Source organism: Pseudomonas sp. BNK-30, from assembly GCF_047456185.1.
Classification (GTDB): Bacteria; Pseudomonadota; Gammaproteobacteria; order Pseudomonadales; family Pseudomonadaceae; genus Aquipseudomonas; species Aquipseudomonas putida_E.
Genome location: NZ_CP179904.1, coordinates 3,954,292 through 3,966,575, shown reverse-complemented (window position 1 = coordinate 3,966,575; position 12,284 = coordinate 3,954,292). Strand labels below are relative to the sequence as shown.

Below are 12,284 nucleotides of genomic sequence, written 5' to 3'. Positions count from 1 at the left end.
GCCCCTGCATACCGCCAGAGGGCGCCTGCCCAGCCTTTACAAAGTGCGTATAATCCGCCGCCATGACTCGAACCCGAAATTCCCGTACTCCTAAGAAACGCCCGACCGGCCGCTCGCGCGCCTGGCTGGGCTGGGCGTTGAAGCTCAGCCTGGTTGGCCTGGTGATCGTTGCCGGCTTCGCGGTTTACCTCGATGCTGTCGTCCAGGAGAAGTTCTCCGGCAAGCGCTGGACCATCCCTGCCAAGGTGTACGCCCGGCCGCTGGAGCTGTTCGTCGGCCAGAAGCTGAGCAAGAACGACTTCCTCACCGAACTCGATGCTCTCGGCTACCGGCGTGAAAGCGCGGCCAATGGCCCGGGCGCTGCGGCTGTCAACGGTAACACCGTCGACCTCAACACCCGCGGCTTCCAGTTCTACGAGGGTATGGAGCCCGCGCAGTTCGTGCGTGTGCGCTTCTCCGGCGACTACGTTGCCGGGCTGTCCGGCGCCAACAATGGCAAGCTGGATGTGGTGCGCCTCGAGCCGTTGATGATCGGGGGTATCTACCCGAAGAACCTCGAGGACCGCATCCTGATCAAGATCGATCAGGTGCCGCCGTACTTGCTCGAAACCCTGGTGGCAACCGAAGACCGAGACTTCTACAGCCACTTCGGCGTGTCGCCAAAGTCCATCGCACGCGCAATGTGGATCAACACCTCCTCCGGTTCCATGCGCCAAGGTGGCAGTACCCTGACCCAGCAGTTGGTGAAGAACTTCTACCTGACCAGCGAGCGCACCCTCAGCCGCAAGCTGACCGAAGCGATGATGGCCGTACTGCTGGAGATGCACTACGACAAGCGCGAAATTCTCGAGGCCTACCTCAACGAGGTGTTCGTCGGCCAAGATGGCCAGCGCGCCGTGCATGGCTTTGGCCTGGCCAGCCAGTTCTTCTTCAGCCAACCGCTGTCGGAGCTCAAGTTGCACCAGATCGCCCTGTTGGTGGGTATGGTCAAAGGGCCGTCCTACTACAACCCGCGTCGCCACCCCGAGCGGGCTCTGGCGCGGCGTAACCTGGTCCTGGACCTTGTGGCCGAGCAGGGCGTTGCGAGCCAGGAAGCGGTCGATGCGGCGAAGAAGATGCCGCTGGGCGTGACCAAACGAGGCAGCCTGGCCGACAGTTCGTTCCCGGCCTTCCTCGACCTGGTCAAGCGCCAGCTGCGCCAGGACTATCGCGACGAAGACTTGACTGAAGAGGGCCTGCGCATCTTCACCAGTTTCGACCCGATTCTGCAGATGAAGGCCGAAACCTCGATGAATGAGACCTTCAAGCGTCTGTCGGGGCGCAAAGGCGCTGACGAGGTCGAATCGGCGATGGTCGTGACCAACCCGGAAACCGGTGAGGTGCAGGCCCTTATCGGCAGTCGTCAGGCCGGATTCGCCGGCTTCAACCGTGCCATCGATGCCGTGCGGCCGATTGGCTCGCTGGTCAAGCCGGCGGTGTACCTGACCGCGCTGGAGCAGCCGAGCAAGTACACCCTGACCAGCTGGGTGCAGGACGAGGCGTTTTCGGTCAAGGGCGCCAATGGCCAGGTGTGGCGCCCGCAAAACTATGACCGCCGCCCGCATGGCACCATTTACCTGTACCAGGGGCTGGCCAACTCCTACAACCTGTCGACCGCCAAGATCGGCCTGGAAGTGGGGGTGCCCAACGTCATCAAGACCATCGGCCGGCTCGGGGTCAATGTCGACTGGCCAGCGTTCCCGGCAATGCTGCTGGGGGCCGGTGGCATGTCGCCGATGCAGGTGGCGACCATGTACCAGACCATCGCCAATGGCGGTTTCAATACGCCGATGCGCGGCATCCGCAGTGTGCTCACCGCCGAAGGTGAGCCGCTCAAGCGTTACCCGTTCCAGATCCAGCAGACCTTCGATCCGGGCTCCATCTACCTGGTACAGAACGCGATGCAGCGGGTGATGCGCGAAGGTACCGGCCGCTCCGTGTACAACGTGCTGCCCAGGTCGCTGACCCTGGCGGGCAAGACCGGTACCAGTAACGACTCGCGTGACAGCTGGTTCTCAGGCTTCAGCCAGGACCTGCTGGCGGTGGTGTGGATGGGCCGTGACGATAACGGCAAGACGCCGTTCACCGGGGCTACTGGCGCACTGCAGGTGTGGACCAGCTTCATGAAGAAGGCTGACCCGCTACCGCTGGACATGCCGCAACCGGACAACGTGGTACAGGCCTGGATCGACCCCTACAGTGGGCAGGGTTCCGACGCAAGCTGTCCGGGGGCGGTGCAGATGCCGTATATTCGCGGGAGCGAACCGCCCGCCGGCGCGATCTGTGGCGGCGAGCAGAATCCGGCAGAATCGGTCATGGACTGGGTCAAAGGCTGGATGAATTAAGCCCTGGCAGCATTGATGAGGTGTGAAGTGAAAAAGTGGTGGTTTCCTGCCGTGACGGCACTGGTGGTGCTGCAGGGCTGTTCCAGCGTTCAGCGTGGCAACATCCCGGTTGTGGACTCGAGCACACGGGTGTCCAACAGTGAACGCGTGACGGCCAACCGCTCGGCGGCCGGCATCAGCAATGGCACCTCGCAGGCGCAGACCCTGCCTGAGGACTCCGGCGTGACCGTGATGATTCCGCAAGGTGCCGGTGCCACGGGCATCCAGACGTTCCCGGCAGGCAATGGCGTGGCCCCGATCAGCACCACGCCGATTACCACTGGCCCCGGCACATCTGCACCGATGACGACCAACCCCAACCCGATCGCCGACGAACCGTTCGACATCGCGTCGATGAACAGTGCCCCGGCCGCTGCCAGCGCGCCAACCGGCATTCCGCGCAGCAGTGCGGCATCCGGGGGGCTGTCGGCTGACGAGCAGCTCGATGGCCCGGTGCTGGCATTGTTGACCACCGCCCAGTCGCAACAGGGCAGTGGCGACTTCAACGGTGCGGCCTCGAGCCTGGAGCGCGCCCAGCGCATCGCCCCGCGTGAGCCGCAGGTACTGTTCCGTCTGGCGCAGGTGCGCCTGTCCCAGGGCGATGCGGCGCAGGCCGAGCAATTGGCGCGCCGTGCCCTGACCTATGCCAATGGTCGCCCTGACCTTCAGGCCGAGCTGTGGAACACCATCGCCCAGGCCCGTGAGAAGCAGGGTGACAGCGCCGGCGCCGCGCTGGCCCGGCAAAAAGCGCGGGTCAACTCCTGATGATCGAGCAGCGCATTCTGGACATCGCCGACCACCTGCTGCTCATCGAGCGTGAGTTGATCGTGCAGGGCTGGTGGGCTGACGAGCCGCCAAGCGATGAGGCGCTGGCCAGCACAGTGCCTTTTGCGGTCGATAGCATGAGCTTCGAGCAGTGGCTGCAGTGGATATTCCTGCCGCGCATGAAGATCATCATCGAGCTTGGTCAACCGCTGCCCAACGCCTCGAGCATTCTGGTGATGGCCGAGACGGTGTTCGTCGACCGGCCGGAGCAGAGTCGTGAGTTGCGGCGCCTGCTGGCAGAGTTCGATCAATTGATCGCTGCTTGAGCCTGATTTCTTCTCTTTTTCCTTCAGGGGCCGCAGATTGTGGCCCTTTTTTGTGGAAAAGTTATTTTTCCTGCTGCTGTGTCGGTTTTTAGTGGTGGCAGGAATTCATCTTGAGGAAAAATTGGCAATAATTTTTCTTGACTTGTAGCCGCCAAATCACAAGAATCCAGTTTCCGCTTTAGAGGGACTGCCAGAAGCAGACCCGCTAAGCAGATCATGAGGCGCACACCCGCGCCGACCTGTTACACCCCGCAACGCGTTACCTCGCGCTGGGTGGGATAACCCCGCAACACTCAGGGGTGCTCCCAATACTTGCTCAGTCAGTGCTGACGTTCGCTCATGCTCTGCTTGGCAGTAAACCTATTAAGACCCGTCCACTAGGGACGGTATTCTGGCGTTTTAGAGGTGAACAACGTGGAGCTTTTATCTGGCGCTGAGATGGTCGTCCGCTTCTTGCGTGACGAAGGCGTTAAGCACATCTACGGGTACCCTGGTGGTGCTCTCCTGCATGTTTACGACGCCCTGTTCAAGGAACCGGAAGTCGAGCACATCCTGGTTCGTCACGAGCAGGCTGCTACCCATATGGCGGACGGCTACGCCCGCGCCACCGGCAAGGCCGGTGTGGTGCTGGTAACCTCCGGCCCGGGCGCGACCAATGCCATCACCGGTATTGCCACCGCTTACATGGACTCGATTCCGATGGTCATCCTGTCCGGCCAGGTGCCTAGCACCATGGTGGGTACCGATGCCTTCCAGGAAACCGACATGATCGGCATCTCGCGGCCGATCGTGAAGCACAGCTTCATGATCAAACACGCTACCGAGATCCCTGAAGTTCTGAAAAAAGCCTTCTATCTGGCGCAATCCGGCCGTCCAGGCCCGGTCGTGGTCGACATTCCAAAAGATATGACCAACCCGGCCGAGAAGTTCGAATACGTCTATCCGAAGAAGGTCAAGCTGCGCTCCTACAGCCCGGCAGTGCGTGGCCACTCCGGCCAGATCCGCAAGGCTGCCGAGATGCTGCTGGCTGCCAAGCGTCCGATCGTCTATGCCGGTGGCGGCGTGATTCTCGGTGGTGGCTCCGAAGCGCTGACCGAAATTGCCAAGTCGCTGAACCTGCCAGTCACCAATACCCTGATGGGCCTTGGCGGCTTCCCGGGTACCGACCGCCAGTTCCTCGGCATGCTCGGCATGCACGGCAGCTACACCGCCAACATGGCCATGCACAATGCCGATGTGATTTTCGCGGTCGGCGCGCGCTTCGATGACCGCGTGGTCAATGGCCCGGCCAAGTTCTGCCCGAATGCCAAGATCATTCACATCGACATCGACCCGGCGTCGATCTCCAAGATGATCAAGGCCGACGTGCCGATCGTGGGCCCGGTCGACAGCGTGCTGAGCGAGATGCTCGGCATCCTCAAGGAAATCGGCGAGCAGCCAGACAAGGCCGCGGCCGAAGCCTGGTGGAAGCAGATCGACGAGTGGCGCGGTAATGGCGACCTGTTCCCCTACAACAAGGGCGACGGCAGCGTCATCAAGCCGCAGACCGTCATCGAGACCTTGTGCGAAGTGACCAACGGCGATGCTTTCGTCACCTCCGACGTCGGTCAGCACCAGATGTTCGCAGCACAGTACTACCGCTTCAACAAGCCGAACCGCTGGATCAACTCCGGTGGCCTGGGCACCATGGGCTTCGGTTTCCCGGCAGCCATGGGCATCAAGCTCAATTTCCCGGATCAGGACGTGGCCTGCGTGACTGGCGAAGGCAGCATCCAGATGAACATCCAGGAGCTGTCCACCTGCATGCAGTACGGCCTGCCGGTGAAGATCGTCAACCTGAACAACGGCGTGCTGGGCATGGTCCGTCAGTGGCAGGACATGGCCTACAACGGCCGTCACTCGCACTCCTATGTCGAGTCGCTGCCTGACTTCATCAAGCTGGCCGAGGCCTATGGCCATGTGGGTATCCGCATCACCAGCCTGAAGGACCTCAAGCCGAAGCTCGAAGAAGCCTTCGCGATGAAGGACCGCCTGGTGTTCATCGACATCGCGGTCGACCGTACCGAGCACGTCTATCCGATGCAGATCAAGGATGGCTCGATGCGTGACATGTGGCTGAGCAAGACGGAGCGTACCTGATATGCGGCACATCATTTCCCTGCTGCTGGAAAACGAACCCGGTGCTCTGTCCCGCGTGGTCGGCCTGTTCTCCCAGCGCAACTACAACATTGAAAGCCTGACCGTGGCGCCCACCGAAGACCCGACCCTGTCGCGTCTGACGCTGACCACCGTTGGCCATGACGAAGTGATCGAACAGATCACCAAGAACCTCAACAAGCTGGTCGAAGTGGTCAAGCTTGTCGACCTGTCGGAAAGCGCTCACATCGAGCGTGAACTGATGCTGGTCAAGGTCAAGGCCACCGGTGCCCAGCGTGCCGAGATCAAGCGCACCACGGACATCTTCCGTGGCCAGATCGTCGATGTTACCGCCAGCGTGTACACCGTACAGCTCAGTGGTACCAGCGACAAACTGGACAGCTTCATCCAGGCCATCGGCACTGCATCGATTCTCGAAACCGTGCGCAGTGGCGTCACCGGCATTGCCCGTGGCGACAAAGTGCTCAGCATCTGAATTCAAAAATTAGCGATGGCTCCGCAGGGGCCGAGATATAACCAGGGGTATTTCATGAAAGTTTTCTACGATAAAGACTGCGACCTTTCCATCATCCAGGGCAAGAAAGTCGCCATCATCGGTTACGGTTCCCAGGGCCACGCCCAAGCGTGCAACCTGAAGGACTCCGGTGTAGACGTTACCGTCGGTCTGCGTAAAGGTTCGGCTACCGTTGCCAAGGCTGAAGCTCACGGCCTGAAAGTGGCCGACGTTGCCACCGCCGTCGCTGCTGCCGACCTGGTCATGATCCTGACCCCGGACGAGTTCCAGGGCGCTCTGTACAAGAACGAAATCGAGCCGAACATCAAGAAGGGCGCCACCCTGGCCTTCTCCCACGGTTTCTCGATCCATTACAACCAGGTCGTTCCACGTGCCGACCTCGACGTAATCATGATCGCGCCGAAGGCCCCGGGCCATACCGTGCGTTCCGAGTTCGTCAAAGGCGGCGGTATCCCTGACCTGATCGCTATCTACCAGGACGCCTCCGGCAACGCCAAGAACGTCGCCCTGTCCTACGCTTCCGGCGTTGGTGGCGGCCGTACCGGCATCATCGAAACCACCTTCAAGGACGAGACTGAAACCGACCTGTTCGGTGAGCAGGCCGTTCTGTGCGGCGGTACCGTCGAGCTGGTCAAAGCCGGTTTCGAAACCCTGGTCGAAGCTGGCTACGCGCCGGAAATGGCCTACTTCGAGTGCCTGCACGAGCTGAAGCTGATCGTCGACCTCATGTACGAAGGCGGCATCGCCAACATGAACTACTCGATCTCCAACAACGCCGAATACGGTGAGTACGTCACCGGTCCGGAAGTCATCAACGAAGAATCCCGTAAGGCCATGCGCAACGCTCTGAAGCGCATCCAGGACGGCGAGTACGCGAAGATGTTCATCTCCGAAGGCGCCACCAACTACCCATCGATGACCGCCAAGCGTCGCAACAACGCCGCTCACGGTATCGAAGTCATCGGCGAGCAACTGCGTTCGATGATGCCGTGGATCTCGGCTAACAAAATCGTCGACAAGACCAAGAACTGAGTCTTATCGAATGATGAAAAACGCGGCTTCGGCCGCGTTTTTTCGTTCTGGCATTCAGCTTCTGGTATAAAGCAGACCAGTGGCCTGCCGTCAGAACCTGTTTCGCGGGCCCGTGTCGAACATTTTCCATCCTGTTGCAAGGTACCCTCCATGAGCGAACGTCCCGAAGAGCCGAACAAGCCCTCCGACGCCGAAAGCCTGCTACCTGTCGATGAGCACGTTGAAGAAGGGCATGATGCCGAAGGGCGCAAGGTGCGCCATCGCGGTATCTATCTGTTGCCCAACCTCTTCACCACCGCCAACCTGTTTGCCGGTTTCTATTCCATCATCAACTCGATGAGCGCGCAGAGCGCCCTGAGTGCTGGCGACCCGCGCGAGGCGAGCAAGTACTTTGCATTTGCCGCCATCGCCATCTTCGTGGCCATGGTGCTCGACGGCCTCGATGGCCGTGTCGCCCGCATGACCAACACCCAGAGCGCCTTCGGGGCCGAGTACGACTCGTTGTCGGACATGGTCGCCTTCGGCGTGGCCCCGGCCCTGCTGGCCTTTGGCTGGGCGCTGGGCGACATGGGCAAGGTCGGCTGGATGGTCGCCTTCATCTATGTGGCCGGTGCCGCGCTGCGCCTGGCGCGTTTCAATACCCAGGTTGGTACTGCCGACAAGCGCTACTTCATCGGCCTGGCCAGCCCGGCTGCCGCTGGTGTGGTCGCCGGTACCGTATGGGCCTTCAGCGACTATGGTATCCAGGGCTCCAAGTTGTCGTTTTTGGTGGCACTGCTGGTTGCCGCCGCCGGTATGTTGATGGTCAGCAACATCAAGTACAACAGCTTCAAGGAGCTCGACCTCAAGGGCCGCGTGCCGTTCGTGGCGATCCTGGCGGTGGTGCTGGTGTTTGCCGTGGTATTCAGCGACCCGCCGCGCATCTTGCTGCTGATTTTCCTTGCCTACGCCGCTTCTGGTCCGATCCAGTTCCTGCTCAAAGGCCGCCATCGTAAATCCTGAATGATTTAATGATGGAATAACCCTGCGGCTCCATAGTCTTACTGGTACATCCGTTAACCAGTGCTGTGGAGCCGTCATGCTTATAAAGCTTCCCAGGTCTTCCGATTGCAAGGCATCGGAGATCACTCCCGAAAGCATCTACCTTTCCCGTCGTACCCTGTTGGGTGGCTCCATGGCCGGCGTTGCGCTGGGTGCGATGCCCTTTGCGGCGCGCGCGGCCCAAACATCGCGTTACGCAGATGTCGAGGCAGGTAACGCACCGGCCTGGTTCACCAGCAAGCTGGCTGACACGCGTTGGCAAGCGGTGACGGTAAAAGACGAGGCGATCACGCCCTTCAAGGATGCCACTCATTACAACAACTTCTATGAGTTCGGGCCTGATAAAGGCGACCCCGCCGCCAATGGCGGGAGCCTGAAGACCGAACCCTGGTCGGTGGTGGTCGATGGTGAGGTTGGCAAGCCCGGGCGTTATGCGCTGGAAGACTTTGTCAAACCCTACGCGCTTGAGGAGCGTATCTATCGGTTACGCTGCGTGGAGGCCTGGTCAATGGTCATCCCCTGGTTGGGCTTTCCCCTGGCGCAAGTGCTCAAGCAGGTTGAACCGACCTCAAAAGCGCGTTATGTACGGTTCGAGACCCTGCAGGATCCGCAGCACATGCCGGGGCAGCGTTCGGGCTTCGCGTTGATCGATTGGCCGTACGAAGAGGGCTTGCGCCTGGATGAGGCGATGAACCCGCTGGCCATCCTGGCGGTCGGCATGTATGGGCGCGAGTTGCCCAACCAGAACGGTGCGCCGCTGCGCCTGGTGGTGCCGTGGAAGTACGGGTTCAAGAGTATCAAGTCGATCGTGCGGATCAGCCTGGTGGCCGAACGGCCGCGCACGACCTGGGAGAGTCTTGCGCCTGATGAATATGGTTTCTATGCCAACGTGAACCCCGAGGTCGATCACCCGCGCTGGAGTCAGGCGCGCGAACGGCGCCTGCCCAGTGGGCTGTTCAGCCCCAACGTGCGACAGACACAGATGTTCAATGGCTACGCCGATGAAGTGGCGTCGCTGTACGCTGGCCTCGACCTGCGGAAGAACTATTGATGCGTTATCCCTGGCTGCGCCTGGCCATCTTTATAGTGGGTTGTCTGTTTCCGCTGTGGTGGTTGTATGAGGCGGCGATGAACCTGCTCGGACCGGACCCTGGGAAGATCCTTATGGATCGGCTTGGGCTGGGGGCGTTGATCTTCCTTTTGATCACGCTGAGCATGACGCCGCTGCAGAAGCTGACAGGCTGGTCGGGGTGGATCGTTGTGCGTCGGCAACTGGGGTTGTGGTGTTTTGCCTATATCGTGCTGCACCTCTTTTGCTACCTGTTCTTTATCTTGGGGCTGGATTGGGGGCAGTTTGCCGTCGAGCTGCGCAAGCGGCCGTACATCATTGTGGGGGCGCTCGGCTTCCTTGGCTTGCTGGCGTTGGCGGTGACTTCCAATCGTTACAGTCAGCGGCGCTTGGGCGCGCGCTGGAAGAAACTGCACAAGCTTGTGTATGTGATTCTCGGTTTGGGCCTGCTGCACTTCCTGTGGATTGTGCGCTCCGATCTGCGCGAGTGGGCGATCTACGCGGCCATTGCTGGCTTGTTGATGGTGCTGCGGGTGCCGGGGGTGGCGCGGCGAGTGCCTCGAATCATGGGGCGGCGGGGAAGGGTGGCTTCCTAGGCGCTAAAAGGACAATGGCGAACACCTGTTGTGCTTGATAGGGCCATTTCCGCCTATATTTCAATTTCTTGAAATTAAGCCTTGACGGGCGTTCGAATCCCCTTATAATGCGCCCCACTTCCAGCGTAGTCGGAACGAGAAACTCCTTGAAATTCAAAGAGTTGCTTAATCCAGGTAGTGCTGGTGGTGCTTCGGTCGTCTGATCGATAGCGGTTGAAATGGTGGTTGACAGCGCTTCTAAGCGCTGTATGATTCGCCTCCCGCTACGAGAGATCGCAGCGAGCCAAGTGTTTGAAGTTGAACGAGTTTCTCGCAAAAAACTTCAAAATAAACGCTTGACAGGCTCTGAGGAAAGCGTAGAATGCGCGCCTCGGTTGAGACGAAAAGCTCTTAACCAAACGCTCTTTAACAAATCGAATCAAGCAATTCGTGTGGGTGCTTGTGAGTACGGACTGATAGTCAGAAAGATTATCAGCATCACAAGTGACCATGCGAGAAATCACATAGTCATTTGAGATTGCTGAGCCAAGTTTAGGGTTTCTTAAAAACCCAAGCAGTATTGAACTGAAGAGTTTGATCATGGCTCAGATTGAACGCTGGCGGCAGGCCTAACACATGCAAGTCGAGCGGATGACGGGAGCTTGCTCCTTGATTCAGCGGCGGACGGGTGAGTAATGCCTAGGAATCTGCCTGGTAGTGGGGGACAACGTTTCGAAAGGAACGCTAATACCGCATACGTCCTACGGGAGAAAGCAGGGGACCTTCGGGCCTTGCGCTATCAGATGAGCCTAGGTCGGATTAGCTAGTTGGTGGGGTAATGGCTCACCAAGGCGACGATCCGTAACTGGTCTGAGAGGATGATCAGTCACACTGGAACTGAGACACGGTCCAGACTCCTACGGGAGGCAGCAGTGGGGAATATTGGACAATGGGCGAAAGCCTGATCCAGCCATGCCGCGTGTGTGAAGAAGGTCTTCGGATTGTAAAGCACTTTAAGTTGGGAGGAAGGGCATTAACCTAATACGTTAGTGTTTTGACGTTACCGACAGAATAAGCACCGGCTAACTCTGTGCCAGCAGCCGCGGTAATACAGAGGGTGCAAGCGTTAATCGGAATTACTGGGCGTAAAGCGCGCGTAGGTGGTTTGTTAAGTTGGATGTGAAAGCCCCGGGCTCAACCTGGGAACTGCATCCAAAACTGGCAAGCTAGAGTACGGTAGAGGGTGGTGGAATTTCCTGTGTAGCGGTGAAATGCGTAGATATAGGAAGGAACACCAGTGGCGAAGGCGACCACCTGGACTGATACTGACACTGAGGTGCGAAAGCGTGGGGAGCAAACAGGATTAGATACCCTGGTAGTCCACGCCGTAAACGATGTCAACTAGCCGTTGGAATCCTTGAGATTTTAGTGGCGCAGCTAACGCATTAAGTTGACCGCCTGGGGAGTACGGCCGCAAGGTTAAAACTCAAATGAATTGACGGGGGCCCGCACAAGCGGTGGAGCATGTGGTTTAATTCGAAGCAACGCGAAGAACCTTACCAGGCCTTGACATGCAGAGAACTTTCCAGAGATGGATTGGTGCCTTCGGGAACTCTGACACAGGTGCTGCATGGCTGTCGTCAGCTCGTGTCGTGAGATGTTGGGTTAAGTCCCGTAACGAGCGCAACCCTTGTCCTTAGTTACCAGCACGTTATGGTGGGCACTCTAAGGAGACTGCCGGTGACAAACCGGAGGAAGGTGGGGATGACGTCAAGTCATCATGGCCCTTACGGCCTGGGCTACACACGTGCTACAATGGTCGGTACAGAGGGTTGCCAAGCCGCGAGGTGGAGCTAATCTCACAAAACCGATCGTAGTCCGGATCGCAGTCTGCAACTCGACTGCGTGAAGTCGGAATCGCTAGTAATCGCGAATCAGAATGTCGCGGTGAATACGTTCCCGGGCCTTGTACACACCGCCCGTCACACCATGGGAGTGGGTTGCACCAGAAGTAGCTAGTCTAACCTTCGGGAGGACGGTTACCACGGTGTGATTCATGACTGGGGTGAAGTCGTAACAAGGTAGCCGTAGGGGAACCTGCGGCTGGATCACCTCCTTAATCGACGACATCAGCCTGCTGATGAGCTCCCACACGAATTGCTTGATTCTTTGTATAAAGACGATGCTGTAACGCGACCCTGTTATAGGTCTGTAGCTCAGTTGGTTAGAGCGCACCCCTGATAAGGGTGAGGTCGGCAGTTCAAATCTGCCCAGACCTACCATTACATGGTTCAGCCGTAGAATACGGGGCCATAGCTCAGCTGGGAGAGCGCCTGCCTTGCACGCAGGAGGTCAGCGGTTCGATCCCGCTTGGCTCCACCA

The 12,284-nt window shown here is 59.1% G+C and carries 9 protein-coding genes, 2 tRNA genes and 1 rRNA gene; all 12 read left to right on the top strand.

Features of this window, described 5'->3' with window-relative positions; all coding sequences use genetic code 11:
* The first annotated feature begins 62 nt into the window (after nucleotides 1-62).
* The 12 genes from mrcB to ACMGGN_RS18375 all read left to right on the top strand — a co-directional run bounded on the left by mrcB (nucleotide 63) and on the right by ACMGGN_RS18375 (nucleotide 12,284).
* A complete protein-coding gene (gene mrcB, locus ACMGGN_RS18430; RefSeq protein ID WP_115273557.1) occupies nucleotides 63-2,384 on the top strand; it encodes a penicillin-binding protein 1B in 2,322 nt (773 codons plus the stop codon).
* Nucleotides 2,385-2,399: 15 nt separating this feature from the next.
* The gene (locus ACMGGN_RS18425; protein WP_046788177.1) at nucleotides 2,400-3,188 is read left to right on the top strand and encodes a tetratricopeptide repeat protein; all 789 of its coding nucleotides are present in this window, start codon (nucleotides 2,400-2,402) and stop codon (nucleotides 3,186-3,188) included.
* Nucleotides 3,188-3,514, top strand: a complete 327-nt coding sequence (locus ACMGGN_RS18420) for a YqcC family protein (RefSeq protein ID WP_012312684.1) — start codon at nucleotides 3,188-3,190, stop codon at nucleotides 3,512-3,514. Before ACMGGN_RS18425 ends, ACMGGN_RS18420 begins: the two co-directional genes overlap by 1 nt.
* 414 nt (nucleotides 3,515-3,928) lie before the next feature.
* Nucleotides 3,929-5,653, top strand: a complete 1,725-nt coding sequence (locus ACMGGN_RS18415; RefSeq protein ID WP_174142442.1) for an acetolactate synthase 3 large subunit — start codon at nucleotides 3,929-3,931, stop codon at nucleotides 5,651-5,653.
* 1 nt (nucleotide 5,654) lies between these two features.
* Nucleotides 5,655-6,146, top strand: a complete 492-nt coding sequence (gene ilvN / locus ACMGGN_RS18410; RefSeq protein WP_003250040.1) for an acetolactate synthase small subunit — start codon at nucleotides 5,655-5,657, stop codon at nucleotides 6,144-6,146.
* A gap of 54 nt (nucleotides 6,147-6,200) precedes the next feature.
* Nucleotides 6,201-7,217 (top strand): ketol-acid reductoisomerase, encoded by a 1,017-nt coding sequence (ilvC, locus tag ACMGGN_RS18405; protein WP_012312686.1) that lies wholly within the window; start codon nucleotides 6,201-6,203, stop codon nucleotides 7,215-7,217.
* 150 nt (nucleotides 7,218-7,367) lie between these two features.
* The gene (gene pssA / locus ACMGGN_RS18400) at nucleotides 7,368-8,219 is read left to right on the top strand and encodes a CDP-diacylglycerol--serine O-phosphatidyltransferase (protein ID WP_012312687.1); all 852 of its coding nucleotides are present in this window, start codon (nucleotides 7,368-7,370) and stop codon (nucleotides 8,217-8,219) included.
* A gap of 76 nt (nucleotides 8,220-8,295) precedes the next feature.
* Entirely contained in the window at nucleotides 8,296-9,309 is a 1,014-nt protein-coding gene (gene msrP / locus ACMGGN_RS18395) for a protein-methionine-sulfoxide reductase catalytic subunit MsrP (RefSeq protein ID WP_046788178.1), read from the top strand.
* The gene (gene msrQ / locus ACMGGN_RS18390) at nucleotides 9,309-9,923 is read left to right on the top strand and encodes a protein-methionine-sulfoxide reductase heme-binding subunit MsrQ (RefSeq protein WP_414156170.1); all 615 of its coding nucleotides are present in this window, start codon (nucleotides 9,309-9,311) and stop codon (nucleotides 9,921-9,923) included. Before msrP ends, msrQ begins: the two co-directional genes overlap by 1 nt.
* 561 nt (nucleotides 9,924-10,484) lie before the next feature.
* A 16S ribosomal RNA gene (locus ACMGGN_RS18385) occupies nucleotides 10,485-12,021 on the top strand.
* Between the two features lie 86 nt (nucleotides 12,022-12,107).
* Nucleotides 12,108-12,184, top strand: a tRNA-Ile gene (locus ACMGGN_RS18380).
* Between the two features lie 24 nt (nucleotides 12,185-12,208).
* Nucleotides 12,209-12,284: transfer RNA gene (locus tag ACMGGN_RS18375), tRNA-Ala, on the top strand.

Excerpts from the sequence above, each read along its gene's own strand:
- mrcB (WP_115273557.1), top strand. The coding sequence starts at position 63 with ATGACTCGAACCCGAAATTCCCGTACTCCTAAGAAACGCCCGACCGGC.
- ACMGGN_RS18425 (WP_046788177.1), top strand. The coding sequence starts at position 2,400 with ATGAGGTGTGAAGTGAAAAAGTGGTGGTTTCCTGCCGTGACGGCACTG.
- ACMGGN_RS18420 (WP_012312684.1), top strand. The coding sequence starts at position 3,188 with ATGATCGAGCAGCGCATTCTGGACATCGCCGACCACCTGCTGCTCATC.
- ilvN (WP_003250040.1), top strand. The coding sequence starts at position 5,655 with ATGCGGCACATCATTTCCCTGCTGCTGGAAAACGAACCCGGTGCTCTG.
- ilvC (WP_012312686.1), top strand. The coding sequence starts at position 6,201 with ATGAAAGTTTTCTACGATAAAGACTGCGACCTTTCCATCATCCAGGGC.
- pssA (WP_012312687.1), top strand. The coding sequence starts at position 7,368 with ATGAGCGAACGTCCCGAAGAGCCGAACAAGCCCTCCGACGCCGAAAGC.
- msrP (WP_046788178.1), top strand. The coding sequence starts at position 8,296 with ATGCTTATAAAGCTTCCCAGGTCTTCCGATTGCAAGGCATCGGAGATC.
- msrQ (WP_414156170.1), top strand. The coding sequence starts at position 9,309 with ATGCGTTATCCCTGGCTGCGCCTGGCCATCTTTATAGTGGGTTGTCTG.